We start from the raw sequence: 25,523 nt of genomic DNA, 5'->3' as shown, positions 1-25,523 counted from the left end.
CTGCGAGAATTGCGGTGTGATCTCTCGAATCGATCTGCGCGGCGACGTCCTCCCCGAGGGTGGAGCCCTGCGCGACCTGCTGCCCCGTGCCGAGTTCGACGTGGAAGCCGCCCTGGAGACGGTGCGGCCCATCTGCGAGGACGTACGCCATCGTGGCTCGGCGGCAGTGATCGAGTGGGGGGAGAAGTTCGACGGCGTACGGATCGACTCGATCCGCGTTCCGGCCGCGGTGATCGCCGAGGCGCTGGAGGGGCTCGACCCCGCCGTACGGGCCGCGCTGGAGGAGTCGATCCGCCGCGCCCGCCTCGTCCACCGCGAGCAGCGCCGCACCACGCACACCACCCAGGTCGTCCCCGGCGGCACCGTCACCGAGAAGTGGGTGCCGGTCGAGCGCGTCGGGCTGTACGTGCCGGGCGGGCGCTCCGTCTACCCGTCGTCCGTCGTCATGAACGTCGTACCGGCCCAGGAGGCGGGCGTCGAGGGCATCGCCGTCGCGTCCCCGCCGCAGAAGGCCTTCGGCGGCCTTCCGCACCCCACCATCCTTGCCGCCTGCGCCCTGCTCGGCGTCGACGAGGTGTACGCGGCGGGCGGGGCCCAGGCCGTCGCGATGTTCGCGTACGGAACGGCCGAATGTCTTCCGGTGAACCTCGTCACCGGCCCCGGCAACATCTACGTCGCCGCCGCCAAGCGCCTCCTCAAGGGCCGGATCGGCATCGACGCCGAGGCGGGCCCCACCGAGATCGCGATCCTCGCCGATTCCACCGCAGACCCGGTGCACGTCGCCGCCGACCTGATCAGCCAGGCCGAGCACGACCCGATGGCCGCCGCCGTCCTCGTCACCGACTCCGCGGAGCTGGCCGCCGCCACCGAGGCCGAGCTGAAGCCGCAGGTCGCCGCGACCAAGCACGTCACCGACCGGATCGAGCCCGCACTGGCCGGCCGCCAGTCCGCGATCGTCCTGGTCAACGACCTGGAGGACGGCCTCAAGGTCGTCGACGCGTACGCCGCCGAGCACCTGGAGATCCAGACCGCCGACGCCGCCGCCGTCGCCGACCGGGTCCGCAACGCCGGAGCGATTTTCGTCGGTCCGTGGGCCCCGGTCTCGCTCGGCGACTACTGCGCCGGCTCCAACCACGTCCTGCCCACCGGCGGCTGCGCCTGCCACTCCTCGGGCCTCTCGGTGCAGTCCTTCCTGCGCGGCATCCACATCATCGACTACACCCGCGACGCGCTCGCCGAGGTCACCCACCACGTCGTGACCCTCGCCGAGGCGGAGGACCTCCCCGCCCACGGCGCCGCGCTCAAGGCCAGGTTCGGCGGAGAGGTTCCACAGCAGTGACGCACAGCAACACCCCTCGCACGACCACCCGCATCGACGATCTCCCGATCCGCGACGAACTGCGCGGCAAGTCCCCGTACGGGGCCCCGCAGCTCGACGTACCCGTGCGGCTGAACACCAACGAGAACCCGTACCCGCTGCCCGAGGCGCTCGTCGACCGGATCGCCGAGCGCGTCCGCGAGGCCGCCCGCGACCTCAACCGCTACCCCGACCGGGACGCCGTCGAACTCCGTACGGAACTGGCCCGCTACCTCAGCCGCACCGCAGGCCACGAGGTCGCCCTCGCCAACGTCTGGGCCGCCAACGGCTCCAACGAGGTGCTCCAGCAGCTGCTCCAGACCTTCGGCGGCCCGGGACGTACCGCGATCGGCTTCGAGCCCTCGTACTCCATGCACGCCCTCATCGCCCGCGGTACTGGTACCGGCTGGATCTCCGGACCGCGCAACGAGGACTTCACCATCGACGTCGACGCGGCCCGGAAGGTCATCGCCGAGCACCGCCCCGACGTCGTCTTCATCACCTCGCCCAACAATCCCACCGGCACCGCCGTCGACGCCGACACCGTCCTCGCGCTGTACGAGGCGGCCCAGGCCGCCAAGCCGTCGATGGTCGTCGTCGACGAGGCGTACGGAGAGTTCAGCCACCACGCGTCGCTGCTCCCGCTGATCGAGGGCCGGCCGCACATGGTGCTCTCGCGCACCATGTCGAAGGCGTTCGGCGCCGCCGGGCTACGCCTGGGCTACCTCGCCGCCGACCCCGCAGTCGTCGACGCGGTCCAGCTGGTGCGGCTGCCGTACCACCTGTCCTCCATCACCCAGGCCACCGCGCTCGCCGCCCTGGAGCACACCGATACGCTGCTCGGATACGTCGCCCAGCTCAAGAGCGAACGCGACCGGATCGTCACGGAGCTGCGCGCGCTCGGCTACGACGTCACCGACTCGGACGCCAACTTCGTCCAGTTCGGCCGCTTCGCCGACAGCCACACCGCCTGGCAGCGGATCCTCGACCGGGGCGTCCTGGTCCGGGACAACGGCGTACCGGGATGGCTGCGGGTCTCCGCGGGCACCCCGGCAGAGAACGACGCGTTCCTCGATGCGGTACGCGAACTGAAGAAGGAGCACGACGCATGACTCGCGCGGCCCGCGTAGGAAGAGTGGAACGCACCACCAAGGAGACCTCGGTGCTCGTCGAGATAAACCTCGACGGCACCGGCAAGGTCGATGTGTCGACCGGGGTCGGCTTCTACGACCACATGCTCGACCAGCTCGGTCGGCACGGGCTCTTCGACCTCACGGTCAAGACCGACGGTGACCTGCACATCGACTCGCACCACACCATCGAGGACACCGCCCTCGCGCTCGGCGCCGCGTTCAAGCAGGCGCTCGGCGACAAGGTCGGCATCTACCGCTTCGGCAACTGCACCGTCCCGCTGGACGAGTCGCTGGCCCAGGTCACCGTCGACCTCTCCGGCCGCCCGTACCTGGTGCACACGGAGCCCGAGAACATGGCGCCCATGATCGGCGCGTACGACACGACGATGACCCGGCACATCCTGGAGTCCTTCGTCGCCCAGGCGCAGATCGCCCTGCACGTCCACGTGCCGTACGGGCGCAACGCCCACCACATCGTGGAGTGCCAGTTCAAGGCGCTCGCCCGTGCCCTGCGCTACGCCAGTGAGCACGACCCGCGCGCCGCCGGAATACTTCCCTCCACGAAGGGCGCGCTGTGACCGGCCTCAACACCATCCTGATCGTGGTCGGCCTGTTCCTGGCCGGCGGGGTCTACTCCTTCTCGAAGCAGAAGATGCCCAAGGGAGTCGTCGTGCTGCTCGCGATCGCATCCGTGATGTGCCTGGTCGCAGGTGTCATGCGGATCCAGGGACTCTGGGACTGAGGGAGCGACCTGTGAGTGAGAAGAAGAAGGTCGTCGTCTTCGACTACGGCTTCGGCAACGTCCGCTCCGCCGAGCGGGCCCTCGCCCATGTCGGCGCCGATGTCGAGATCACGCGTGACTACGAGCAGGCGATGAACGCCGACGGGCTGCTGGTGCCCGGCGTCGGCGCGTTCTCCGCCTGCATGGAGGGGCTGAAGAAGGCCCGCGGCGAATGGATCATCGGCCGCAGGCTGGCCGGCGGCCGCCCCGTCATGGGCATCTGCGTCGGCATGCAGATCCTCTTCGAGCGTGGCATCGAGCACGGCGTGGAGACGGAGGGGCTGGACGAATGGCCCGGTACCGTCGCCCCGCTGAAGGCCCCGATCGTCCCGCACATGGGCTGGAACACCGTGCGGTCCCCCGAGGACTCCCAGCTCTTCGCAAGTCTCGACCCCGAGGCCCGGTTCTACTTCGTGCACTCCTACGCCGTGCACGACTGGAGCCTGGAGGTCACCAACGCCAAGATCCGCGCGCCCCGGGTCACCTGGGCGACCCACGGCGAGCCGTTCGTCGCGGCCGTGGAGAACGGCGCCCTGTGGGCCACCCAGTTCCACCCCGAGAAGTCCGGCGATGCCGGCGCCCAGCTGCTGACCAACTGGATTGAGACGCTGTAATGCCGAAGCTTGAACTCCTCCCCGCCGTCGACGTCCGCGACGGCCAGGCCGTCCGCCTCGTCCACGGCGAGTCCGGCTCCGAGACCTCCTACGGCGACCCGCTGCAGGCCGCTCTCGCCTGGCAGCAGGCGGGCGCCGAATGGCTGCATCTCGTCGACCTGGACGCCGCGTTCGGCACCGGTGACAACCGGGCGCAGATCGCCGAGGTCGCCCGCTCCATGGACATCAAGGTCGAGCTGTCCGGCGGCATCCGCGACGACGCCTCGCTTGCCGCCGCCCTCGCCACCGGGTGCACCCGGGTCAACCTCGGCACCGCCGCCCTGGAGACCCCGGAATGGGTCGCCAAGATCATCGCCGAACACGGTGACAAGATCGCCGTCGGCCTCGACGTCCGCGGCACGACGCTGCGCGGCCGCGGCTGGACCCGCGACGGCGGCGACCTCTACGAGACGCTCACCCGCCTCGACTCCGAGGGCTGCGCCCGTTACGTCGTCACCGACATCGCCAAGGACGGCACGCTCCAGGGCCCCAACCTGGAGCTCCTGAAGAACGTCTGCGCCGCCACCGACAAGCCCGTCGTCGCCTCGGGCGGCGTCTCCTCGCTGGACGACCTGCGGGCCATCGCCTCGCTCGTCCCGGCGGGCGTCGAGGGCGCGATCGTCGGCAAGGCGCTGTACGCGAAGGCGTTCACCCTCGAGGAAGCGCTGCAGGTGGTCTCCGGATGACCGATTCCGTCAACCGCATCTCCTCGGGCGCCCCCTGGGAGGAGAAGTTCGGCTACTCCCGTGCGGTCGAGCTGCCGAACGGCCTTGTCCTGGTGGCGGGTTGCACGTCGGTGGAGAACGGACAGATCTCCGCGGGCGGCCCGTACGAGCAGACCGTCACCTCCTTCAAGGTCGCCTTCGACGCGCTGAAGCAGCTCGGTCTGGGCCGCGAGGACGTCGTCCGCACCCGGATGTACGTCACACACGCCCGGGACGTGGACGAGGTCGGCCGCGCCCACAAGGAGCTCTTCGACGACGTCCGCCCCGCCGCCTCGATGATCATCGTGTCCGGTCTCGTGGACCCGAGTCTGGTCGTCGAGGTCGAGGTCGAGGCCTACCGGGCAGGTGTGCGATGACTCTCGCGGTACGCGTCATCCCGTGCCTGGACGTCGACAAGGGCCGGGTCGTCAAGGGCGTCAACTTCCAGAACCTGCGCGACGCGGGCGACCCCGTCGAGATGGCGAAGCTGTACGACGCCGAGGGCGCCGACGAGCTGACGTTCCTGGACATCACCGCGTCCAGCGGCGACCGGGAGACCACCTATGACGTGGTGCGCCGCACCGCCGAGCAGGTCTTCATCCCGCTCACCGTCGGCGGTGGCGTCCGCACCGCCGACGACGTCGACAGGCTGCTGCGGGCCGGCGCGGACAAGGTCGGCGTCAACACCGCGGCCATCGCCCGCCCCGACCTCATCCGGGAGATCGCCGAGCGCTTCGGCCGCCAGGTCCTGGTGCTCTCCGTGGACGCCCGGCGCACCCCCGCGGGCACCTTCGAGGTCACCACGCACGGCGGCCGCAAGGGCACCGGCATCGACGCCGTCGAATGGGCGCACCGGGCCGCCGAGCTGGGCGCGGGCGAGATCCTGCTCAACTCCATGGACGCCGACGGCACCAAGGACGGCTACGACACCGAGATGATCGCGGCGGTCCGCCGACACGTGACCGTCCCCGTCATCGCCTCCGGCGGCGCGGGCCGGCTCGCGGACTTCGCACCGGCCATCGCGGCGGGAGCCGACGCGGTGCTCGCCGCGTCCGTCTTCCACTTCGGCGATCTGCGGATCTCCGAGGTCAAGGACGCTCTCAGAGAGGCCGGACACCCGGTCCGCTGACCGCGGCACTCATCGATCGCCGGGCGGAGCCGATTTTTCGGCTCCGCCCGGCGATCGCCGTTCTGACGGCTGTCGCCTCTCTCCGATCGTGGTCACACCGTCACCGGGAATCCCGCAGCTTTTATTGCGCAATAAAGATTGCGCAAGTTTCCTTTTGTATCTACGGTGGGGGGCATGGCAAGCAATGAATCGCGCCGGATCTCGGATCTGGAAACCCTGAAGGCGTTCGGGCACCCGTTGCGGATGAAGCTCTACCGATTGCTCTACATCTCTCGCAAGGCCACCGCCTCCCAGCTCGCCGAGCAGGTCGACGAGGCGGTCTCGCTGGTCAGCTACCACCTGCGCAAGCTCGCCGACCACGGTCTGATCGAAGAGACCGAGCAACAGGGCGCGGACGGCCGGGAGCGCTGGTGGCAGCCCGCCTCGAAGGGTTTGAGCTTCCGCGACGAGGACTTCAGCGACGCGCCCGAGAAGGTCGCCACGCACACCGCGGTCGGCCGGCTCTCCTTCGAGCAGCGCAACGAGCTGTACCTCCGCTACCTCGACTCGGCCCAGAGCTGGTCACCGGAGTGGCGCAGCGCCTCCTCCGGCTCCGAGTACCTGGCCCGGCTCACCGCCGAGGAGCTCACCGCGCTCAGCCGCGAGGTGCACGAGCTGATCGACCGGTACGAAGAGCTCGGACGTGCCCGCGACGACGCGGGCGACACGGAGGGGCGCGAGAACGTCGCCATGCATCTGTACGCATTCCCGTTCCGCACCTGAGCCGGCGCCCCGAGAGGACGACCCTCATGACCGTCACCGACGTGGCCACGGAAGCTCCCGAACGCCCCGCCCACCGCGACGGAAACGTCCTGCGCTGGCTCAGCGCCTACACCGCTTCGATGATCGGCGACAGCGTCTACTACATGGCGCTCTCCTGGGCCGCCGCCCGCAGCGGCAGCGCCACCCAGGCCGGACTCGTCCTCGCCGTCGGCTCCATACCCAGGGCGCTGCTGATGCTCGGCGGGGGAGTGCTCGCCGACCGGATCGGACCGCGCCGCGTCGTCATCGGCAGCGACGCCGCCCGCTGCCTGGTCGTGCTGGGCCTGGCGGGCGCGCTGCTGTTCACCTCGCCCGCCGTGTGGATGCTGATCGCCGTCGCGCTCGTCTTCGGCGTGGTCGACGCACTCTTCCTGCCCGCCGTCGGTGCCCTGCCGCCCCGGATCACCGCCGCCGGACAGCTGGCCCGCGTCCAGGGGCTGCGCGGACTCGCCGCCCGTACCGCCAACGTCGTCGGAGCCCCGCTCGGCGGCGTCGCGGTGGCCGCCGGCGGTCCGAGGCTCGCGTTCGCCGCGGCCGGGGTGCTCTTCGCTGTATCGCTGCCGCTGCTCCTGTCTCTGCGGATCAGCCCATTGCCCGCCCGGGAAGCCGCCGAACCGGCCGGCACCGCCTGGCGCGACCTGGCCGACGGGCTGCGCTACATCCGCCGTCACCCGGTGCTCGGACCGCTGATGCTCGCCATCGGCCTCTCCGAACTGGGCTTCGCCGGGCCGACCAACCTCGGACTGGTCCTGCTCGTCCGCGAGCGTGGCTGGGGCGCTTCCGGGATGGGCTGGGTCGTCGCCGCGTTCGGGATCGGCGCGGGTGCGTCGGCCCTGTTGCTCGCCGTGCGCGGCCGGGTGCCACGGGCCGGGCTCGTGATGTGTCTGACCGTACTGGTGGGTGCGGCAGGCATCGGGGCACTCGCCTACGTACCCTCGGTAGGCCTCGCCGCCACCGTCGCGGTCTCCATCGGACTCTTCGTCGGCCTCGGCGGCTCCCTGTGCGGCGCCCTGACCCAGACCATCGCCGACCCCGCCTACCTCGGCCGGGTCACCTCGGTCTCGACGCTCTTCACCCACGCGATCGCACCGCTCAGCTACCCGGTCACGGGAGCCGCCGTTGCCGCCTGGGGGACGGGCCCGGTCTTCGTCACCAGCGCCGCAGTGTGCGCATCCGGGGTGGTGGCCGCTCTGGCCTTCACCCGGCTGCGCCGCGCTGAACTCCCACGCTGACCCGGACCCGTACGCCCTGGGGTCTGTCCGACCCCGATCCGCCGGACAGGCTCTACATCCCCAGCTCCGCCGTGTGCAGCCGGGCCACCGCCTCCTTGTCGCCGTCGAGGTCCACCGTCGCCGCGTCCTGTCGGCCGAACGCGAAGAGCAGCAGCTCGCCCGGCTCGCCGGTGACCGTCACCACCGGGGTGCCCTTGTGCGCCACCGCCGTCTGGCCGTCCGGGCGGCGCAGCACCAGCCCCACCGGGGACTTGCGGCCCAGCAGCCGGGCCGTCTTCTCGGCGCGCGACCAGAGCACATCGGCGAAGACCGGGTCCAGCTCCCGTCGCGACCAGTCCGGCTGGGCCCGGCGGACATCCTCGGCGTGGATGTAGAACTCGACGGTGTTGGCGGCCTCGTCGATCTGTTTCAGGCCGAACGGGGACATCCGCGGCGGCCCGGTGCGGATCAGCTGGATCAGTTCCTCGTACGGTTTCGCCGTGTACTCCTCCTGCACCCGTTCGAGGCGGTTCTTCAGCACGCCCAGCACCAGCCCGCCCGCCGCGTCCGGGCGGCGCTCGCGGACCACCACATGGGCGGCCAGGTCCCGGGTCGTCCAGCCTTGGCACAGGGTCGGGGCTTCCGGTCCCGCCGCCTCCAACAGGTCGGCGAGCAGAAGTCGTTCACGCTTCGCATGGGTCGACATGGTCGCCAGCGTACGGCCGTCGCACGCGGTCCGCCCAGTGGACGGGAGCCCGGACCGCTCCCGCGCCCACGGCACAATGGGCGCATGACCAGCGCGCCCACGCCCAGCACCCCGCCGCCGTCCGGCAATCTCGACCCGGCCATCGCCGCCCGCCTCAAGCGCGGCGCCGACGGCCTCGTCCCGGCCATCGCCCAGCAGTACGACACCGGCGAAGTGCTGATGCTCGGCTGGATGGACGACGAGGCCCTGCACCGCACCCTCACCACCGGCCGCTGCACATACTGGTCCCGCAGCCGTCAGGAGTACTGGGTCAAGGGCGACACCTCGGGCCACATCCAGCAGGTCAAGTCCGTCGCCCTCGACTGCGACGCCGACACCGTCCTCGTCAAGGTCGACCAGACGGGTGCCGCCTGCCACACCGGCGACCGCACCTGCTTCGACGCCGACGTCCTCCCGCTCGCGCAGTAGGGTCAGCCGCCATGGATCTTGAAACCTTCCGCAAACTGGCCGTCGACCGGCGCGTCGTCCCCGTCAGCCGCCGCCTCCTCGCGGACGGCGACACCCCGGTCGGGCTGTACCGCAAACTCGCGGGCGAGCGCACCGGCACCTTCCTCCTCGAATCCGCCGAGAACGGCCGCACCTGGTCGCGCTACTCCTTCATCGGGGTACGCAGCGCCGCCACCCTCACCGCACGCGACGGGCAGGCCCACTGGCTGGGCACCCCGCCCGTCGGCGTCCCCGTCGACGGCGACCCGCTGCTGGCCCTGCGCGCCACCATCGAGACCCTGCACACCCCGCACGACCTGGTCGTCGACGACGGACTGCCCCCGTTCACCGGCGGCATGGTCGGCTACCTGGGCTACGACATCGTGCGCCGCCTGGAGAAGATCGGCGACAGCGTCGAGGACGACCTCCACCTCCCCGAGCTGACGATGCTGCTCACCTCGGACCTGGCCGTGCTCGACCACTGGGACGGCAGCGTCCTGCTGATCGCCAACGCGATCAACCACAACGACCTCGCGACCGGCGTCGACGAGGCGTACGCGGACGCCGTCGCCCGGCTCGACGCCATGGAGCAGGACCTCTCCCGCCCGGTCGAGAACGCCCCCGCCACCCTCCCGCCGTCCGAGCTCCCCCCGTACACCGCACTGTGGGGCGGCGAGGCATACCAGGACGCCGTCAAGGACGTGAAAGAACGCATCAGGGCCGGCGAGGCCTTCCAGGTCGTCCCCTCCCAGCGCTTCGAAACCCCGTGCACGGCAAGCGCGTTGGACGTCTACCGGGTGCTGCGCGCCACCAACCCCTCGCCGTACATGTACCTCTTCCGCTTCGACGGCTTCGACGTCGCCGGCTCCAGCCCGGAGGCCCTGGTCAAGGTCGAGGACGGCCGTGCCATGGTCCACCCGATCGCCGGGACCAGGCACCGCGGCGCCACCCCGCAGGAGGACCAGGTCCTCGCCGAGGAACTCCTCGCCGACCCCAAGGAACGCGCCGAGCACCTGATGCTCGTCGACCTCGGCCGCAACGACCTGGGGAGGGTCTGCGAACCCGGCACCGTCGAGGTCGTCGACTTCATGTCGATCGAGCGGTACTCGCACGTCATGCACATCGTCTCCACCGTCACCGGCCGCGTCGCCGAGGGCCGCACCGCCTTCGACGTCCTCACCGCGTGCTTCCCCGCGGGCACCCTCTCCGGCGCCCCCAAGCCCCGCGCGATGCAGATCATCGAGGAGCTCGAACCGACCCGCCGCGGACTGTACGGAGGCTGCGTCGGCTACCTCGACTTCGCCGGGGACTCCGACACCGCCATCGCCATCCGTACCGCCCTGCTCCGCGACGGCACGGCGTACGTCCAGGCGGGAGCGGGTGTCGTCGCCGACTCCGACCCGGTGGCCGAGGACACCGAGTGCCGCAACAAGGCCGCGGCCGTGCTCCGGGCGGTGCATACGGCCAACCGGCTCCACGGCGTCTGAGCGGTGCATACGGCCAACCGGCTCCACGGCGTCCGACGCGGTAAGGGATAGTGGAGTACGTGAGTGCTGTCCCCGTACCCCAGCCCCGTGCCCGAGCGGCCACCGCGCCCGACGCGACGGGAAGCCGCCGCAGTTTGGCCGCCGGCCTGCTCCTCGGGGCGGCCGGCGCCACCGTCGTCCTCCTCGCCTCCGGCCAGACGTGGGCCGAGGGCCGGGCCGCCGTCGGTGGCGGCTCCCTGCCGCTGACCGCCGACGGCCAGGACGTCACCGGACTCCCGGCGGCCCTCGCCATAGTCGGCCTGGCCGCCCTCGTCGCCGTGTTCGCCGTCCGCAGCGGCGGGCGGCTGCTCGTCGCCGGGCTCCTCGCCCTCAGCGGCCTCGGTGCCGGACTGAGCGCCTTCCTCGGCGCCTCCGACAGCGCGGCGCTCGACGAGAAGGCCGCCCAGACCACCGGTGACGCCTCGGCGACCATCGAAGCCCTCAGCCACACCGCGTGGCCCTACGTCACCGCGGCCGGCGGCCTGCTGATCCTCCTCGCCGGGCTGCTCGCCCTGCGGTACGGAAAGCTCTGGCCCACCATGTCGGGACGGTACGAACGGGACGGCACCCCCCGCCCCCGCAAGGCCGCCCGCACCGCCCCGGACCCGGACCGGCCCGAGGACCTGTGGAAGGCTCTGGACCGCGGCGAGGACCCGACGCGCGAGGCATGACCCCCCAGCTCACGCCCTACTCGCACGTACAGGACAATGAAGTCGAGCTTTCTGCACAGCGGCACCAACAGCGGCACCAGCTTTGCGTACAGCGATACCAACAGCGCATCACCAACAAGGAGCAACTCATGGCGGGCAGCAACCACGGACACACCCCGGCCGCCTGGACCGGTGTCATCATCTCCTTCATCGGCTTCTGCGCCGCGGGCGTCTTCGTGGTCGCGGCCAACCCGATCGGCTTCTGGGCAAGCATGGCCGTCATCCTCCTCGGCGGGGTCGTCGGCCTCGCGATGAAGGCCGCGGGCCTCGGCATGCCGAAGGAGTCGGCGGAGCTGGCCGCGGCCAGGGCGCGGGCCGGACAGGCCCAGATCTCCTGACACACGCAGCACACGTACGAATCGCGAGGCGCAGCCCGGCCCGGGCTGCGCCTTCCCGCATCAGCGGGGACAATCACCGAGTGGACGCAACGCCTACTCCAGCCGCCGCACCCCGTGTGCCGGGCTCCGTGCCCGCCCCGGGCCACCCGCCGACGCCACCGACGCCACCGACGCCAGGACAGCCACCGGCGCCCGGACAGCAGCTACCGCCCTCCGGACAGCAGCCACCACCGACGCCGGGTCACCCGTACTCGCCGGTCTTCCCGCCGGCCCCCGTCCCCGCCTCGCGCGTGCGGCGGCTCGCCACCCCGGTGGGGGCGATGGCCGCCGTCATCGGCGCCTTCGGCTACGTCGGCGCCGTCGACCCCAACGAGCCGGGCCACTACCCGGTCTGCCCGCTGCTCCGGTTCACCGGCCTGTACTGCCCGGGCTGCGGCGGGCTGCGCAGCGCGCACGCCGTCGCGCACGGCGACATCGCCGCCGCCCTCGGCTCCAACGCGCTCGCCGTCGTCGGCTACGGGATCTTCGCCGTGCTCTGGGTGGTCTGGATGTCCCGCGCGGCCCGGGGGCGGCCCGTGAGCATCGCCGTGAAGCCCGTCGTCGGGTGGGGGATCGGAGCGCTGCTGCTGGCCTTCTCGGTCGTCCGAAACCTCCCGTTCGGCTCGGCGCTGGCGCCTTGAATGCCCAGGTGCTGGGACATTCGCCCACTGGATTCGAGCCCTCCGGCCTCCTGCGGATAGCATTGACGTGGCTGATCCTGTTCCCTCATCACCGTCCCGGAAGGGGGCCGCTCGCGTGAGTGTGCTCGACGAGATCATCGACGGCGTACGCGCCGACCTCGCAGAGCGGCAGGCGCGTGTCAGCCTCGACGAGCTCAAGGAACGCGCGGCGCGCGCTCCGGCGGCCAAGGACGGAGTCGCCGCACTGCGCGGCGAGGGCGTGACCGTCATCTGCGAGGTCAAGCGCTCAAGCCCCTCCAAGGGGGCCCTTGCCGCGATCGCAGACCCGGCCGCGCTCGCCGCGGACTACGAGGCGGGCGGCGCGTCCGTCATCTCGGTCCTCACCGAGGAGCGCCGCTTCGGCGGTTCGCTCGCCGACCTGGAGGCCGTCCGCGCCAAGGTCGACATCCCGGTCCTGCGCAAGGACTTCATCGTCACCTCGTACCAGCTCTGGGAGGCCCGCGCCTACGGTGCCGACCTCGCCCTGCTGATCGTCGCCGCCCTCGACCAGGAGGCCCTGGTCTCCCTGATCGAGCGCGCCGAGTCCATCGGCCTGACGCCGCTGGTCGAGGCGCACGACGAGGAGGAGGCGGAGCGCGCGGTGGACGCCGGGGCGAAGATCATCGGCGTCAACGCGCGCAACCTGAAGGACCTCAAGGTCGACCGCTCCACCTTCGAGCGCGTCGCCCCCGAGATCCCGGACCACATCGTCAAGGTCGCCGAGTCCGGCGTGCGCGGTCCGCACGACCTGATCGCATACGCCAACGCGGGTGCCGACGCGGTGCTCGTGGGCGAATCCCTGGTCACCGGCCGCGACCCGCGGGCCGCCGTCGCCGACCTGGTCGCCGCGGGCGCCCACCCGGCACTCCGGCACGGACGGAGCTGACCGCAACCGTGTCCGCCCACCGTCCCGCGTCCCGTGTCCGGCCGGGCCTGCGCCCTGCCGGTACGACGGCCGCCCGGGATCCGCACGCGCCGCTGGCGCGCGGCTGCCGACCCCGTGGCTGCCGCGCTCCGGCCCGGCGTGTGCACGGCAGGCGTGTGCGTTACGTGATCGGCGACGAGCCCGGCCAGGTCAACGGCATGCGATGGCGCACGGGGTCCGCGCTGTAGCGAGCCCCGGCCGACGTACCCGCACCACTCCTGCCGTACGTACGACCGCACCGCCCGACCGCCCCGGTCGCGGCGGCGCTCCGCTCACGGCGCATACGGTGAACCCACCCATTGCAATGTCGAGGAGCACGTCGGATGTCATCTGACTTCTTCATCCCGGACCCGGAGGGTCTGATCCCCAGCGCCGAAGGGTACTTCGGTGCGTTCGGCGGCAAGTTCATCCCGGAGGCGCTCGTCGCCGCCGTGGACGAGGTCGCCGTCGAGTACGACAAGGCCAAGGCCGACCCGGCCTTCGCCGCCGAGCTCAACGAGCTCATGGTCAACTACACCGGCCGGCCCAGCGCGCTGACCGAGGTCCCGCGCTTCGCCGAGCACGCGGGCGGCGCCCGGATCTTCCTCAAGCGCGAGGACCTGAACCACACCGGCTCGCACAAGATCAACAACGTGCTGGGCCAGGCGCTGCTCACCCGGCGCATGGGCAAGACCCGGGTCATCGCCGAGACCGGCGCCGGCCAGCACGGCGTCGCCACCGCCACCGCCTGCGCGCTCTTCGGCCTCGAATGCACCATCTACATGGGCGAGATCGACACTGAGCGGCAGGCGCTGAACGTGGCGCGGATGCGGATGCTCGGCGCCGAGGTCATCGCCGTGAAGTCCGGCTCCAGGACCCTGAAGGACGCCATCAACGAGGCGTTCCGCGACTGGGTCGCCAATGTGGACCGCACGCACTACCTCTTCGGCACCGTCGCGGGACCGCACCCCTTCCCCGTCATGGTCCGCGACTTCCACCGCGTCATCGGCGTCGAGGCCCGCCGCCAGATCCTGGAGCGGACCGGCCGACTGCCGGACGCCGCGATCGCCTGCGTCGGCGGCGGCTCCAACGCCATCGGGCTCTTCCACGCCTTCATCCCGGACGCCCACGTCCGGCTGATCGGCTGCGAGCCCGCCGGACACGGAGTGGAGACCGGCGAGCACGCGGCGACCCTGACCGCGGGCGAGCCCGGCATCCTGCACGGCTCGCGGAGCTACGTCCTCCAGGACGACGAGGGCCAGATCACCGAGCCGTACTCCATCTCGGCCGGTCTCGACTACCCGGGCATCGGCCCGGAGCACGCGTACCTCAAGGACATCGGCCGTGGCGAGTACCGCGCGGTCACCGACGACGCCGCCATGCAGTCGCTGCGCCTCCTCTCCCGCACCGAAGGGATCATTCCGGCCATCGAGAGCGCCCACGCACTGGCCGGAGCTCTGGAGGTCGGCAAGGAGCTCGGCAAGGACGGACTGCTCGTGGTCAATCTGTCCGGCCGCGGCGACAAGGACATGGACACGGCGGCCCGCTACTTCGGGCTGTACGGCGGGACCGACGGAACCGTCGAGGCCGATGTGGCCGACGGGGAAGAGGAGATCACCAAGTGAGCGGCAACGTGGAGCTGTTGAGCTCCTCCCTCGCGACGGCGAAGGCGGAGAACAGGGCAGCGCTCATCGCGTACCTCCCGGCCGGCTTCCCGACCGTCGACGGCGCGATCGCCGCCGTGAAGGCGGTCGTGGCGGGCGGTGCGGACATCGTCGAGGTGGGGCTGCCGCACAGCGACCCGGTGCTCGACGGTCCGGTCATCCAGACCGCCGACGACATCGCCCTGCGCGGCGGCGTGAAGATCGCCGACGTGATGCGAACGGTCCGTGAGGCGTACGCGGCGACCGGGGTGCCGATCCTCGTCATGACGTACTGGAATCCGATCGACCGGTACGGCGTCGAGCGTTTCACGGCCGAGCTCGCCGAGGCGGGCGGCGCCGGGTGCATCCTGCCCGACCTGCCGGTCCAGGAGTCCGAGCTGTGGCGCGAGCACGCCGACAAGCACGGTCTCGCGACCGTCTTCGTCGTCGCGCCGAGCAGCAAGGACGAGCGCCTCGCCACCATCACCGCGGCCGGCTCCGGCTTCGTCTACGCGGCCTCGCTGATGGGCGTCACCGGCACCCGTGAGTCCGTCGGCGAGCAGGCCCAGGACCTGGTCGCGCGCACCCGCGCCACCACGTCCCTCCCGGTCTGCGTCGGCCTCGGCGTCTCCAACGCCCGACAGGCCGCCGAGGTCGCGGGCTTCGCCGACGGAGTGATCGTCGGCTCCGCCTTCGTCAAGGGCATGCTCGACGCCCCCGACGGGGAGGCGGGCCTGGCCGCGGTCCGCTCCCTGGCGGGCGAACTCGCCGAAGGCGTTCGAAAGCGCTGAATCGGGTGTAACCCAAACGGGTGGACCTGGACCGGGGAGGCACGCACGTGCCTCCCCGGTTCGTTGCTGCGGGTGTGAGCGAGAAGAACGAACAGGGAAAAAGGGCCGCGCGAGACCGGCTCGTCCAGCAGCGAGAGCGCGAGAAGGCGCATGAGCGCCGCAGGCGCACGCTGATCGTCAGCAGCGCCGTGGTGGGTGTGCTGGCGCTGGCCGCAGTCGTCGGCGTGATCGCCGCGAACACGGGCGGCAAGGGCGGCAAGGGCAATACGGCGGGGCCCGTCGTCGACCCGTCCGGCGCGACCGGCAAGGACAGCCTGGCCATCCAGGTCGGCGCGGACAATGCCCCGTCCACGCTCACCATCTGGGAGGACTTCCGCTGTCCGGTCTGCGCCCAGTTCGAGAAAGCGTTCCGGGACACCGCCCACGAGCTGGAGAGGAGCGGACAGACCAAGGTCGAGTACCACCTCGCCACGCTCATCGACGGCAATCTCGGCGGCAGCGGCTCGCTGCGGGCGGCCAACGCGGCGGCCTGCGCACAGGACGTCGGCAAATTCTCCGCGTATCACGACGTCCTCTACCGCAATCAGCCGCCCGAGACCGAGGACGCCTTCGGTGACAACGCCAAGTTGATCGAGCTCTCCGGGAAGGTCCCGGGGCTCGACACGCCCGACTTCCGCAGCTGTGTGGAGGACGGCAAGCACGACAGTTGGGTCCAGAAGTCCAACAAGGCGTTCCAGGACGGCGGATTCCCGGGCACGCCGACCGCGCTGCTCAACGGAGAGTCGATCTTCCCGAAGAAGGGGAACGAACCGATCACCTCGGCGAACCTGAAGAAGTGGGTCGCCGAGGCCAACAAGGGCAAGAAGCCTGGCACGGTCACCCCGGCTCCGTCGGGCTCCTGACCGTGTCCGGCAGGGGGAAACGCAGGGGGTACGGATGACCTGCCCGTTACCCAGACGTTGCCGGGTGGGTTGCCGTACGCCCCACCCGGCAAGGTAGCGTCGACCCTGCCATGGACCTTGCCTACATTCCCAGTCCGTCGACCGGCGTGATCGATCTCGGCCCGATCCCGCTCCGCGGCTACGCGTTCTGCATCATCATCGGTGTCTTCGTCGCCGTCTGGTTCGGCAACAAGCGCTGGATCGCCAGAGGCGGCAGAGCCGGCACCGTCGCCGACATCGCCGTCTGGGCCGTGCCCTTCGGTCTTGTCGGCGGCCGGCTCTACCACGTCATCACCGACTACCAGCTGTACTTCAGCGAGGGTGAGAACTGGGTCGACGCCTTCAAGATATGGCAGGGCGGCCTCGGCATCTGGGGCGCGATCGCCCTCGGCGCCGTCGGTGCCTGGATCGGCTGCCGCCGGCGCGGGATCCCGCTGCCGGCCTGGGCCGACGCGCTGGCCCCGGGGATCGCCCTGGCCCAGGCGTGCGGCCGCTGGGGCAACTGGTTCAACCAGGAGCTGTACGGCAAGCCGACCGATGTGCCGTGGGCGCTGAAGATCAGCGAGGGCCCCAACCGGGTCGCCGGCACGTACCACCCGACGTTCCTGTACGAGTCGCTGTGGTGCATCGGTGTCGCCCTGCTGGTCATCTGGGCGGACCGCCGCTTCAGGCTCGGACACGGCCGGGCGTTCGCGCTGTACGTCGCCGCGTACTGCGCGGGACGGGGCTGGATCGAGTACATGCGGGTCGACGAGGCCCACCACATTCTGGGCGTACGCCTCAACGTGTGGACCGCGGCGATCGTGTTCGTGCTGGCGGTGCTGTACATGGTGATCTCGGCGAAGGTACGGCCGGGACGCGAGGAGATCGTGGAACCGGACGCGGTGGACGCGGTGGACGCGGTGGACGCCGGAGGCGTCGAGGACGCGGGTGAAGCCAAGGACGCGGGTGACACCGAAGGCGTCGATGCCGCGAAGGACGGCGACGCGAAGGACTGTGACGCCGCGGGTGACGCGGACGGTACCGCGAAGGCGACGGAGAAGAACGGCGCCGCGGCCGCGGAGGCGGCGCAGAACGGCTGAGCCGTCGTGCTTGTACGTGTGGGGCCCGAACCATCTGGTTCGGGCCCCACACGTACAACGCACCGTTACTGACTTCGGCGTATTAGGGTCTGTCCGGTCTGTCGAGCGCGAGGCCCGTCCCGGCGAGGAATCCGCCGAGGATGCCGTGCCGGTACTGCAGCGCTTTGAGCCGCCTGCGGAGCAGAGTCTCCAGCTCGCTGAGGGTGCGGGCGGCCAGGTTGGCCAGGCTCCGCTTGATGTGCGCCCACAGGCCCTCGACCGGGTTGAGGTCGGGCGCATACCCGGGCAGCAGGACCACCGTCAGCCAGTCCCGCTCGGCAACGAGTGCCTTCATCGTCTTGGAGATGTGGGTGTTCAGCCGGTCCCACACCACGATCAGCGGGGCCTTGAGCAGTTGGTGGGCGCCATCCAACAGGCGTATGTAGTCCGCCTCGCCCAGCGAGCGACGCTCGCCCTTGCGGCCGGTATGCCGACGCAGCCGGTAGCACAGACGGGCGGGCAGGCCCGGCCGGTAGCACAGCAGACCGGCCACCGAGAGACGTCCCCGGCTACGGCCGGGCACCTTGACCCTCGGGGTGATGCCGCGCCGGCCCCAGGTGCGGCCCTTGGGCGGCCGACCGGTCACGCCCGCTTCGTCCTCGAAGCAGATGAACGCGCCGGTCGCCGCCCGGAGGGTTTTACCTCCTGCCAGGTCGCCTCCCGCCATGCGGTGATCGCGTCCTCGTCGCGTTCGGCGGCGGGCCGGGCGGGCATCTGCACGCTGTAGCCCATGCGGTGCAGCAGCCGAGTGACCCCGGAGACGCTGTAGGAGAGGTGGAACTTCCGCCCGATCAGCGTGCGTACCCGCGCGGCGGTCCACACCTGGTCGTCCGCCCAGCCGTGCGCGGCCGGCCCCTCATCAAGCCACATCGCGAGCTTGGTCTGCAGGTGTGGGCCGAGCCGACAGTCGTAGCCGCAGGGGCCTCTGGAACGCAGCGCCTCGCGTCCGCCCGTCCTCCAGGTGCGGCGCCACTGGTAGACCGACTTCTCACTCACCCGTAACTCCCGGGCGATGCACGGGACTTCCACGCCCTCATCGAAGAGGTCAACGGCCCGCATCCGTACCTCTTCCCGGCGCCTGCGCTGCTCGGCGGTCAGCCCGCCCCCGTCCGGATACCGCATACCTCCGGCGTACCAGCCCGGACGGACCCCGTCACCCCTCCCGACACAAATCCAGACCCCGAAACGCCGAAATCAGTACCGCCCCTCCCCGTCACCCCTCCCGCGTGGCCAGCGCGAGCGTGCGACGGGCCGAGGCCACTACCGCCGCGTCGACGAACCGGCCGTCCGGGAGGGCCAGCGCCCCCTCGTCCGTCGCGGCCGCCGCCACGATCTCCGTCGCCGCCTCGACCTCCTTGGCCGTGGGGCGGAACGCCCGCTCGATGACCGGGAGCTGGCGGGGATGGATCGCCGCCCGCCCCAGGAAACCCAGCGCCCGGCCGCGCGCGCAGGACGCCGCCAGGCCGTCCAGGTCCCGTACGTCCGGGAACACCGACTGGGTGGGCGGCGCCAGTCCGGCCGCGCGGGCGGCGACCACGACCCGGCTGCGCGACCAGTCGAGCCCGGCGTCGTCCCGCACCCCCAGATCGGCCCGGAGGTCCGCCTCGCCCAGGGCGATGGAGCGTACCTGGGGATGGGAGGCGGCGACCGTGTACGCGTGCTCGATGCCGAGCGCCGATTCCAGCAGCGGACAGAGCGCGACCCCCGGTGCCACGGCCGCGATGTGATGGACGGACGCCGCGTGTGTGATCTTGGGCAGCCGGAGTTCGGCGAGGCCCGGCAGTCCGGCCAGGGCGAGGACGTCCGCCTCGGTGTGGACCCGGACGTGGACCGGCACGGCCGTGTCCTCGGCGGGCTCGGACAGGAGCTCGGCGGTGGCCGACCGCGCGTACTCCTTGCGGTCCGGCGCGACCGCGTCCTCCAGATCGACGATCACCACGTCCGCACCCGCGTCGCGCGCCTTGCGCACCACCTCCGGCCGGTCGCCGGGGACGTACAGCAGGGTGAGGGGGACCACCGCGGTCACAGCACGTGCTCCGCCCGCAGCGCGGCGATCTCCGGAGCCGACAGGCCCAGAGCGGTGAGGATCTCGTCGGTGTCCGCGCCGTGCGGCCGGCCCGCCCAGCGGATCGCGCCCGGCGTCCCGGACAGACGGAACAGGACGTTCTGCATCCTCAGTGGGCCCAGCTCCGGGTCGTCGACCTCGGTGATGGAGCCGAGGGCCCGGTACTGCGGGTCCTCCATCACGTCCTGGATGTCGTGGATCGGCGCGATCGCCGCCTCCGCCTTCTCGAACGCGGAGACCGCCTCCTCACGGGTGTGCCGGGCGATCCAGTCGCCGACCGCCTCGTCGAGCTCGTCGGCGTGCTCGGCGCGGGTGGTGCCGGAGCCGAACCAGGGCTCGTCGATCAGTTCCGGCCGGCCGACCAGACGCATCACCCGCTCGGCGATCGACTGCGCGGAGGTGGAGACCGCGACCCAGTGCCCGTCCGAGGTGCGGTACGTGTTGCGCGGCGCGTTGTTGCGGGAGCGGTTGCCGGTGCGCGGCTGTACGTAGCCGAGCTGGTCGTACCAGACGGGCTGCGGCCCCAGCACGGTCAGGATCGGCTCGATGATCGCCATGTCGACGATCTGCCCCTCTCCGCTCCGGTCGCGTCCGGCGAGCGCGGCCATCACGGCGTACGCGGTGGCCAGTGCCGCGATCGAGTCGGCGAGCCCGAACGGCGGGAGCGTGGGCGGCCCGTCCGGCTCGCCGGTGATCGCGGCGAATCCGCTCATCGCCTCGGCCAGGGTGCCGAAGCCGGGGCGGTGCGCGTACGGGCCGAACTGACCGAAGCCGGTGACCCTGGCCAGCACCAGCCGCGGGTTGACGGCGTGCAGTTCCTGCCAGCCGAGGCCCCAGCGTTCCAGTGTCCCGGGCCGGAAGTTCTCGATGATCACGTCGGTTTCGGCGGCCAGCCGGAGCAGGATGTCGCGTCCGCCGGGGCTGGACAGGTCGAGGGTCAGATTGCGCTTGTTGCGGCCGAGCAGCTTCCACCACAGGCCGATGCCGTCCTTCGTCGGGCCGTGCCCGCGCGACGGATCGGGCCTGCGTGGATGCTCGACCTTGATCACCTCGGCGCCGAAGTCACCGAGCATGGTGGCGGAGAGCGGGCCGGCGAAGAGCGTCGCGAGGTCGATGACCCGCAGCCCGGTCAGGGGTGCCTGCGTGGGCGCGTTCATGCGGCGTCGATCTCGCTGCGGTACGGCATGGAGGTCGAGGCGCCCGGCCGCTGCACGCAGAGCGCGGCGGCGGACGACGCCCAGGCCAGTGACTCGGGTACCGGCCGTCGCTCGCCGAGTGCCACGGCCAGTGTGCCGACGAAGGTGTCCCCGGCACCGATGGTGTCGACGGCGGTGACCTCGGGCGCGGGGAAGAGCACGGGTTCGCCGCCCCGGGCCGCGTACAGGCAGCCCTTCGAGCCGAGTGTGATGACGACCGCCGGGACCTGGCCGAGCAGGGTCTGCGCCGCCGCGTGGGGGTCCGCGGAGCCGGAGAGCGCGGCTGCCTCGTGCTCGCCCGGGATCAGCACATCGACGTAGTCGAGGAGTTCGGACGGCAGGGGCTGTACGGGGGACGGGGTGAGGATGGTCCGTACGCCCTGGGCGTGGGCGACCCGCGCGCCCTCCAGTACGGCGGACAGCGGCAGCTCCAGCTGGAGGAGGAGCAGATCGGCTCCGGCGATGGCGGCCATTTCGCCGGGGCCGAGGCCGGTGACGGTGCCGTTGGCGCCGGGGATCACCACGATGGAGTTGGCACCCGTGTCGTCGACGACGATGTGCGCGGTGCCGCTGGGGCCCTCGGTGGTGTGCAGCAGATCGGTGTCGACGCCCGCGTGCTCCAGGTTGGACCGCAGCAGGGCGCCGTACGCGTCGTCGCCGACCGCGCCGATCATCGTCACCTCGGCGCCCGCGCGTGCGGCGGCCACGGCCTGGTTGGAGCCCTTGCCGCCGGGGACGGTGCGCAGCTCCCGTCCGGTGACGGTCTCGCCGCGCTCCGGGGCCCGTGCGGCGTAGGCGACGAGGTCCATACTGGTGCTGCCGAGCACCGCGATGGCGGTCATGGGCGGAGTGCCTCCTTGTGGGTGAGCCGATGGGTCTGTTCGGCGAGTGCGTCGAAGCCGATGGAGTCGAAACCGGGGACGGACGTGGCGAGGCGGTTCTTCAGCGGGGCGGTCCAGCGGTCGGGCAGCGCGTCGGGGCTCCCGGCCAGCAGACCGGCGAGCGAACCGGCGGTCGCACCGTTGGAGTCGGTGTCCCAGCCGCCCGACACCGCACGGCAGACGGAGTCGGAGAAGTCGCCGTCGGCGTGGGTGAGGGCGGCCGCGAGCAGCGCGGCGTTGGGCAGCACATGGACCCAGTGGTGGCCGCCGTACTCGGCATGCAGCCGGTCGACGGCCGCGTCGAAGCCGTCGCCGCGGGCCGCCCCGACGCCGAAACGCACCGCGTGCGCGAACCGGGAACGCGGCGGTACGACACGCAGCCCGGCGGCCAGAGCGCCGTGCACATCGCTCGCGCCGCCGGCCGCCTCGGCGAGCATCGCGGCGGTGAACATCGCCCCGTACACCCCGTTGGCGGTATGGGTGAGGACGGCGTCCCGATGCGCCTGTTCCGCCGCGGCCGACGGGTCGCCCGGATGCGTCCAGCCGTGCACGTCCGCCCGGATCTGCGCGCCGATCCACTCCCGGAACGGGTTGCGGTACGTGGCGGTGTGCGGGGGCTCGATGCCGTCGAGCAGATTGCGGTACGCGACCCGTTCGGCGGTGAACGTCCGGCCGGCCGGGAGTTCGTCGAGCCAGAGCCGGGCGAGGTCGCAGGTGGTGAAGGACGGTCCGTACCGCTGGAGCAACAGCACGGTGAGCAGCGGGTGGTTGAGGTCGTCGTCCTCGGGCATGCCGTCGATGTTCTCGGCCAGGGAGGTGGGCGCGGAGCGGCGGTTCCAGGGGTAGGTGGCGGCGAGTTCGGCGGGCAGCCCCTTGGCGGTGAACCAGGTGGTCAGGGGCCAGTTGCCGGTGGCGCGGGCCAGCGCGCGGATGCCGGCGAGCGGCAGTTTCTCGACGGGTTTGCCGAGCAGGCAGCCGGCGGCCCGGCCCAGCCAGGCGGCGTGCAGCCGGTCCTGACTCACCGGCGGCGGCTCCGTGCGCGGGGCGGGCCAGTCGGGGCAGGCGGTCCGGATGGCGGCCAGCTCCGTCGGCTCGTCGGCCTCCAACGGCGATTCCAGCAGGGCGAGTTCGTCCAGCAGTCGCTCCGCGAGCGCGCGCAGCTCCGGTGCCGGAGCAGTCGACGCGCCCGCGCGGTCCGGGGCGGGGGCGCCGCCCGCCTCGTACCACCGGCGTGCGACGGCCCGCGCGTCCCGCCCGTCCTCGGCCGCCTGGCGCAGTTCGTGCCCGACCAGGTCCTCGGGCTGCACCCACGTCACCCGTACCGTCATGGCGTGCTCGTCAGCGCGGCGAACGCCGACTCGTGCGCGCGGCGCCGGGCCGTGTCCCGTGCGAACACCTCGCGGGCGACGTCCGCCAGGGTTTGCGCGGGGGCGTGCAGATCGAGCCGGCTGGCCTCGGCGACCGTTTTCACCCAGGTGGCGGGGATCGCCCGCTCGCCGTGGAGCGCGCCCGCGAGGGCGCCGCTCATCGTGGCGATCGAGTCGCAGTCCCGGCCGTAGTTGACCGAGCCGAGGACCGTGTGCCGGTAGTCGCCGCCTGCGACGAGCAGCATGCCGAGCGCGATCGGGAGTTCCTCGATGGAGTGCAGCCGGGACGGCCGGCGGGCGCCGAGCGAGGGGGAGCGGTAGTCGGGGCCGACGGTGTCGAAGGGGGCGACGGCGGTACGCAGCGGCGCCAGCGCCGACTCGAAGTCGCGGTACCGGCAGGCCACTTCGCACACCGCCTCGATGGCGGATCGGGTGCCGTCCTTGGCGAGCGAGAGACAGGTGTCGACGACGGTGGCGGGCGTCGCGCCCGGGGTGCAGGCCGCGGCGACGGCCGCCGCGAACACCCCGGCCGCCTCCCTGCCGTACGAGGACTGATGGGCACCGGCGACATCCAGCGCCTCGGCGTACGCGGCCCGCGGATCGACGGCGTTGACCAGGCCGACCGGCGCCATGTACATCGCCGCACCGCAGTTGACGATGTTTCCGGAGCCCGCCTCACGCGGATCGACATGGCCGTAGTGCAGCCGTGCGACGATCCACTTCTCGGCGAGGAAGATCCGCTGGAGCGGCAGCGCGTCCGCCTCCAGCTCCGGGATCCAGCGGGGCGTGGAGATCAGTTCGGGCACCAGGTGGTCGGCGACCGCGTACGCGTCGAGGTGGTCGCGCACCGCCCCGTACACCCGAACCAGCGCATGGGTCATCAAGGTGTCGTCGGTGACGTGTCCGTCGCCCTTGTGGTACGGGGCGATGGGGCGGGCCGTACGCCAGTCGTCGCCGTCCCACGGGCCGACGATCCCGCTGATCCGCCCGCCGTGACGGGTCGTGATCTGCTCGGGGGACCGGCCCTCGACCGGACCGCCGAGCGCGTCGCCGACCGCGGCGCCGACGAGCGCTCCCGTGATCCGTTCATCGAGTGTGAGTGCCGTGGTCCTCGCCTCGGACCGCGTGGGCATGGTGGATGTCATGTCCGAATTGTCCACCCGTGAGCTTCGGTTCCGTGTCTGCCAGCAGCCCGGCGAGTTCGATGAGATCGGTCCCCGCGAGACGGGGCAGCGCACACCCGGCCAGGGTGCGGCAGGCCTCGCGCCAGCCGTTCGGGACGGCGCCGATGCCGCCGAGCGCACCGGTCAGCGCACCGGCCAGGGCGGGCGCCGAGTCGGCCACCCGGGACAGGCACGCCGCCGCGGGAACGGCCTGGGCGATCTGCCCGCGGGCCGCCGTGGCCAGGGCGAGGGCGACCGGGACGGTCTCGGCGGCGGCGATCCCGTAGCTGTAGACATGGTCGACGATCTGATGCTCCAGCACCGGCACGAGGGCGAACGCGCCCGCCGCCTCGCCGACGAAGTCACGGGCGATCCGGACGGCGTGGACGGCGTTGCGGGCGATCTCCGTGCCGTCGGGGAGTTGGGCGAGCGCGGCGTTCACCGCGGTGTCCACGTCCGCCCCGCCCAGCGCCTCGGCGATCGCGGCGGCCATCGCCCGCGCGCCGTGCACACCGTCGCCGTCCTGCGTGTAGCGGGCGTCGAACTCGGCGAGGTCGGCGGCGGCGGCGGGGTCGGCGGGGTGGACGACGGCGAGCACGGCGGCCCGTACGCAGGCCGCGTCGTCGAAGTAGTGCGGGTTGTCGTGGCCGGTGGCGGGCGGGCGCAACCCGGCGGCGAGATTGCCGAGCCCGGCCCGCACCGAGATCCGGGCGCGCAGCGGGAGCACCGCTGACTCGACCTCGGGGGCCCGGGCGGCGGCCGCGGCGACCTCGGCCGCCAGCGCGTTCCAGGCGACGTCGACGGCGGCCCGCATCCGGCGTTCGGGAGACAGCCCGTGCAGCGGACCGGCCGCCGAGGTGAGCACGGTCCCGGCGGCGAACGCCGCCCATTCGGCGTCGTCGGAGGGCCCGAGCCGCAGGGGTTCGGGCGGCTGGTTGAGCGCGATGGGCACGGGCAGCGTGGTGGTGGCGTTCTGCTCGGCGAAGGTGTCGAGCTCCCGGGTGAGGCGCCGGGTCCACTCGGGCATCCGGGTGGCCCGGTGCCGCGCGGCCGGCCATCCGGCGGCGTCCCCGGCGGCGAGCCCGAGCAACAGCCCCTCGATCCGGGCCCGATGCCCGGGCACCGGACGGGTGCGGAGCCGGGCGGCGGGGGAGACGGGCGCGCGAGGGGCGTTGTCCGGGACCGCGTCCGTACGGT

30 protein-coding genes are annotated in these 25,523 nt (G+C 71.9%); 21 read left to right on the top strand and 9 right to left on the bottom strand.

Features of this window, described 5'->3' with window-relative positions; all coding sequences use genetic code 11:
• Positions 1–16 precede the first annotated feature (16 nt).
• From hisD to OH735_RS09100, 10 genes are all read left to right on the top strand, one after another.
• Positions 17–1,339, top strand: a complete 1,323-nt coding sequence (gene hisD, locus OH735_RS09145; protein ID WP_406380887.1) for a histidinol dehydrogenase — start codon at positions 17–19, stop codon at positions 1,337–1,339.
• Positions 1,336–2,469, top strand: a complete 1,134-nt coding sequence (locus tag OH735_RS09140) for a histidinol-phosphate transaminase (protein WP_406380886.1) — start codon at positions 1,336–1,338, stop codon at positions 2,467–2,469. Before hisD ends, OH735_RS09140 begins: the two co-directional genes overlap by 4 nt.
• The gene (gene hisB / locus OH735_RS09135) at positions 2,466–3,068 is read left to right on the top strand and encodes an imidazoleglycerol-phosphate dehydratase HisB (protein ID WP_376318218.1); all 603 of its coding nucleotides are present in this window, start codon (positions 2,466–2,468) and stop codon (positions 3,066–3,068) included. Before OH735_RS09140 ends, hisB begins: the two co-directional genes overlap by 4 nt.
• Positions 3,065–3,232, top strand: coding sequence for a hypothetical protein (locus OH735_RS09130; protein ID WP_406380885.1), 168 nt, complete (start codon positions 3,065–3,067; stop codon positions 3,230–3,232). Before hisB ends, OH735_RS09130 begins: the two co-directional genes overlap by 4 nt.
• Before the next feature lie 11 nt (positions 3,233–3,243).
• A complete protein-coding gene (hisH, locus tag OH735_RS09125; protein ID WP_406380884.1) occupies positions 3,244–3,885 on the top strand; it encodes an imidazole glycerol phosphate synthase subunit HisH in 642 nt (213 codons plus the stop codon).
• Positions 3,885–4,610, top strand: coding sequence for a bifunctional 1-(5-phosphoribosyl)-5-((5-phosphoribosylamino)methylideneamino)imidazole-4-carboxamide isomerase/phosphoribosylanthranilate isomerase PriA (priA, locus tag OH735_RS09120; RefSeq protein WP_406380883.1), 726 nt, complete (start codon positions 3,885–3,887; stop codon positions 4,608–4,610). Before hisH ends, priA begins: the two co-directional genes overlap by 1 nt.
• On the top strand, positions 4,607–5,005 hold the full coding sequence (locus OH735_RS09115) for a RidA family protein (protein ID WP_406380882.1): 399 nt from the start codon (positions 4,607–4,609) through the stop codon (positions 5,003–5,005). Before priA ends, OH735_RS09115 begins: the two co-directional genes overlap by 4 nt.
• Positions 5,002–5,757, top strand: coding sequence for an imidazole glycerol phosphate synthase subunit HisF (gene hisF / locus OH735_RS09110; RefSeq protein ID WP_406380881.1), 756 nt, complete (start codon positions 5,002–5,004; stop codon positions 5,755–5,757). The genes OH735_RS09115 and hisF overlap by 4 nt, the downstream gene beginning before the upstream one ends.
• Before the next feature lie 174 nt (positions 5,758–5,931).
• Positions 5,932–6,519, top strand: coding sequence for an ArsR/SmtB family transcription factor (locus OH735_RS09105; protein ID WP_406380880.1), 588 nt, complete (start codon positions 5,932–5,934; stop codon positions 6,517–6,519).
• Between the two features lie 26 nt (positions 6,520–6,545).
• Positions 6,546–7,790, top strand: coding sequence for an MFS transporter (locus tag OH735_RS09100; protein ID WP_406380879.1), 1,245 nt, complete (start codon positions 6,546–6,548; stop codon positions 7,788–7,790).
• 52 nt (positions 7,791–7,842) lie between these two features.
• On the opposite strand, the gene OH735_RS09095 is transcribed toward OH735_RS09100, so the two are convergent.
• Complete coding sequence (locus tag OH735_RS09095; protein ID WP_406380878.1) at positions 7,843–8,475, bottom strand: TIGR03085 family metal-binding protein; 633 nt, start codon at positions 8,473–8,475, stop codon at positions 7,843–7,845.
• Positions 8,476–8,559: 84 nt separating this feature from the next.
• Between OH735_RS09095 and hisI the strand changes: the two genes are divergently transcribed.
• From hisI to lgt, 11 genes are all read left to right on the top strand, one after another.
• The gene (gene hisI, locus OH735_RS09090; RefSeq protein ID WP_093894911.1) at positions 8,560–8,943 is read left to right on the top strand and encodes a phosphoribosyl-AMP cyclohydrolase; all 384 of its coding nucleotides are present in this window, start codon (positions 8,560–8,562) and stop codon (positions 8,941–8,943) included.
• Between the two features lie 11 nt (positions 8,944–8,954).
• On the top strand, positions 8,955–10,448 hold the full coding sequence (locus OH735_RS09085; protein ID WP_406380877.1) for an anthranilate synthase component I: 1,494 nt from the start codon (positions 8,955–8,957) through the stop codon (positions 10,446–10,448).
• Between the two features lie 50 nt (positions 10,449–10,498).
• Positions 10,499–11,158 carry a TIGR02234 family membrane protein gene (locus tag OH735_RS09080; RefSeq protein ID WP_406380876.1) on the top strand — a complete coding sequence of 220 codons (660 nt, stop codon included), beginning with the start codon at positions 10,499–10,501 and terminating at the stop codon, positions 11,156–11,158.
• 128 nt (positions 11,159–11,286) lie between these two features.
• Positions 11,287–11,535: an HGxxPAAW family protein gene (locus OH735_RS09075; protein WP_406380875.1), complete on the top strand. Its 249-nt coding sequence runs from the start codon at positions 11,287–11,289 to the stop codon at positions 11,533–11,535.
• 320 nt (positions 11,536–11,855) lie between these two features.
• On the top strand, positions 11,856–12,215 hold the full coding sequence (locus OH735_RS09070; protein WP_406380874.1) for a DUF2752 domain-containing protein: 360 nt from the start codon (positions 11,856–11,858) through the stop codon (positions 12,213–12,215).
• Between the two features lie 115 nt (positions 12,216–12,330).
• Positions 12,331–13,140, top strand: a complete 810-nt coding sequence (gene trpC, locus OH735_RS09065) for an indole-3-glycerol phosphate synthase TrpC (RefSeq protein ID WP_383976469.1) — start codon at positions 12,331–12,333, stop codon at positions 13,138–13,140.
• 47 nt (positions 13,141–13,187) lie between these two features.
• The gene (gene trpM / locus OH735_RS09060; RefSeq protein ID WP_266752132.1) at positions 13,188–13,367 is read left to right on the top strand and encodes a tryptophan biosynthesis modulator TrpM; all 180 of its coding nucleotides are present in this window, start codon (positions 13,188–13,190) and stop codon (positions 13,365–13,367) included.
• A gap of 135 nt (positions 13,368–13,502) precedes the next feature.
• On the top strand, positions 13,503–14,783 hold the full coding sequence (gene trpB, locus OH735_RS09055) for a tryptophan synthase subunit beta (RefSeq protein WP_406380873.1): 1,281 nt from the start codon (positions 13,503–13,505) through the stop codon (positions 14,781–14,783).
• Positions 14,780–15,592, top strand: coding sequence for a tryptophan synthase subunit alpha (gene trpA, locus OH735_RS09050; protein WP_406380872.1), 813 nt, complete (start codon positions 14,780–14,782; stop codon positions 15,590–15,592). The genes trpB and trpA overlap by 4 nt, the downstream gene beginning before the upstream one ends.
• A 74-nt stretch (positions 15,593–15,666) precedes the next feature.
• On the top strand, positions 15,667–16,494 hold the full coding sequence (locus tag OH735_RS09045) for a DsbA family protein (protein WP_406380871.1): 828 nt from the start codon (positions 15,667–15,669) through the stop codon (positions 16,492–16,494).
• 110 nt (positions 16,495–16,604) lie between these two features.
• Positions 16,605–17,615 (top strand): prolipoprotein diacylglyceryl transferase, encoded by a 1,011-nt coding sequence (lgt, locus tag OH735_RS09040; protein ID WP_406380870.1) that lies wholly within the window; start codon positions 16,605–16,607, stop codon positions 17,613–17,615.
• An 82-nt stretch (positions 17,616–17,697) separates the two neighbouring features.
• On the opposite strand, the gene OH735_RS09035 is transcribed toward lgt, so the two are convergent.
• The 8 genes from OH735_RS09035 to OH735_RS09000 all read right to left on the bottom strand — a co-directional run bounded on the left by OH735_RS09035 (position 17,698) and on the right by OH735_RS09000 (position 25,449).
• Entirely contained in the window at positions 17,698–18,321 is a 624-nt protein-coding gene (locus OH735_RS09035; RefSeq protein WP_406380869.1) for a transposase, read from the bottom strand.
• Positions 18,237–18,776: a winged helix-turn-helix domain-containing protein gene (locus OH735_RS09030; RefSeq protein WP_406380868.1), complete on the bottom strand. Its 540-nt coding sequence runs from the start codon at positions 18,774–18,776 to the stop codon at positions 18,237–18,239. The genes OH735_RS09035 and OH735_RS09030 overlap by 85 nt, the downstream gene beginning before the upstream one ends.
• Positions 18,777–18,867: 91 nt before the next feature.
• The gene (locus tag OH735_RS09025; RefSeq protein ID WP_406380867.1) at positions 18,868–19,680 is read right to left on the bottom strand and encodes an HpcH/HpaI aldolase/citrate lyase family protein; all 813 of its coding nucleotides are present in this window, start codon (positions 19,678–19,680) and stop codon (positions 18,868–18,870) included.
• Positions 19,677–20,876, bottom strand: a complete 1,200-nt coding sequence (locus OH735_RS09020; protein ID WP_406380866.1) for a CaiB/BaiF CoA transferase family protein — start codon at positions 20,874–20,876, stop codon at positions 19,677–19,679. Before OH735_RS09020 ends, OH735_RS09025 begins: the two co-directional genes overlap by 4 nt.
• Positions 20,873–21,757 (bottom strand): ribokinase, encoded by an 885-nt coding sequence (locus OH735_RS09015; protein ID WP_406380865.1) that lies wholly within the window; start codon positions 21,755–21,757, stop codon positions 20,873–20,875. The genes OH735_RS09020 and OH735_RS09015 overlap by 4 nt, the downstream gene beginning before the upstream one ends.
• Positions 21,754–23,124 carry an ADP-ribosylglycohydrolase family protein gene (locus OH735_RS09010; RefSeq protein WP_406380864.1) on the bottom strand — a complete coding sequence of 457 codons (1,371 nt, stop codon included), beginning with the start codon at positions 23,122–23,124 and terminating at the stop codon, positions 21,754–21,756. The genes OH735_RS09015 and OH735_RS09010 overlap by 4 nt, the downstream gene beginning before the upstream one ends.
• A complete protein-coding gene (locus OH735_RS09005) occupies positions 23,121–24,308 on the bottom strand; it encodes an ADP-ribosylglycohydrolase family protein (RefSeq protein ID WP_406380863.1) in 1,188 nt (395 codons plus the stop codon). Before OH735_RS09005 ends, OH735_RS09010 begins: the two co-directional genes overlap by 4 nt.
• Positions 24,250–25,449: an ADP-ribosylglycohydrolase family protein gene (locus tag OH735_RS09000; RefSeq protein WP_406386482.1), complete on the bottom strand. Its 1,200-nt coding sequence runs from the start codon at positions 25,447–25,449 to the stop codon at positions 24,250–24,252. Before OH735_RS09000 ends, OH735_RS09005 begins: the two co-directional genes overlap by 59 nt.
• Between the last annotated feature and the right edge of the window lie 74 nt (positions 25,450–25,523).

The organism is Streptomyces sp. NBC_01618, assembly GCF_045209435.1.
Lineage (GTDB): Bacteria > Actinomycetota > Actinomycetes > Streptomycetales > Streptomycetaceae > Streptomyces.
Note: the sequence above shows the minus strand (reverse complement) of the source record. Positions and strands in the feature narration are given on the sequence as shown.

Bases quoted from the DNA above. Each gene is read 5' to 3' on its own strand.
- hisB (WP_376318218.1), top strand. From the start codon at position 2,466: ATGACTCGCGCGGCCCGCGTAGGAAGAGTGGAACGCACCACCAAGGAG.
- OH735_RS09030 (WP_406380868.1), bottom strand. From the start codon at position 18,776: ATGCGGTATCCGGACGGGGGCGGGCTGACCGCCGAGCAGCGCAGGCGC.
- OH735_RS09115 (WP_406380882.1), top strand. From the start codon at position 4,607: ATGACCGATTCCGTCAACCGCATCTCCTCGGGCGCCCCCTGGGAGGAG.
- trpB (WP_406380873.1), top strand. From the start codon at position 13,503: ATGTCATCTGACTTCTTCATCCCGGACCCGGAGGGTCTGATCCCCAGC.
- OH735_RS09085 (WP_406380877.1), top strand. From the start codon at position 8,955: ATGGATCTTGAAACCTTCCGCAAACTGGCCGTCGACCGGCGCGTCGTC.
- OH735_RS09015 (WP_406380865.1), bottom strand. From the start codon at position 21,757: ATGACCGCCATCGCGGTGCTCGGCAGCACCAGTATGGACCTCGTCGCC.
- OH735_RS09005 (WP_406380863.1), bottom strand. From the start codon at position 24,308: ATGACATCCACCATGCCCACGCGGTCCGAGGCGAGGACCACGGCACTC.
- OH735_RS09010 (WP_406380864.1), bottom strand. From the start codon at position 23,124: ATGACGGTACGGGTGACGTGGGTGCAGCCCGAGGACCTGGTCGGGCAC.
- OH735_RS09035 (WP_406380869.1), bottom strand. From the start codon at position 18,321: ATGGCGGGAGGCGACCTGGCAGGAGGTAAAACCCTCCGGGCGGCGACC.
- OH735_RS09070 (WP_406380874.1), top strand. From the start codon at position 11,856: ATGGCCGCCGTCATCGGCGCCTTCGGCTACGTCGGCGCCGTCGACCCC.
- OH735_RS09095 (WP_406380878.1), bottom strand. From the start codon at position 8,475: ATGTCGACCCATGCGAAGCGTGAACGACTTCTGCTCGCCGACCTGTTG.
- hisF (WP_406380881.1), top strand. From the start codon at position 5,002: ATGACTCTCGCGGTACGCGTCATCCCGTGCCTGGACGTCGACAAGGGC.
- hisI (WP_093894911.1), top strand. From the start codon at position 8,560: ATGACCAGCGCGCCCACGCCCAGCACCCCGCCGCCGTCCGGCAATCTC.
- OH735_RS09020 (WP_406380866.1), bottom strand. From the start codon at position 20,876: ATGAACGCGCCCACGCAGGCACCCCTGACCGGGCTGCGGGTCATCGAC.
- priA (WP_406380883.1), top strand. From the start codon at position 3,885: ATGCCGAAGCTTGAACTCCTCCCCGCCGTCGACGTCCGCGACGGCCAG.
- OH735_RS09100 (WP_406380879.1), top strand. From the start codon at position 6,546: ATGACCGTCACCGACGTGGCCACGGAAGCTCCCGAACGCCCCGCCCAC.
- lgt (WP_406380870.1), top strand. From the start codon at position 16,605: ATGGACCTTGCCTACATTCCCAGTCCGTCGACCGGCGTGATCGATCTC.
- OH735_RS09105 (WP_406380880.1), top strand. From the start codon at position 5,932: ATGGCAAGCAATGAATCGCGCCGGATCTCGGATCTGGAAACCCTGAAG.
- OH735_RS09075 (WP_406380875.1), top strand. From the start codon at position 11,287: ATGGCGGGCAGCAACCACGGACACACCCCGGCCGCCTGGACCGGTGTC.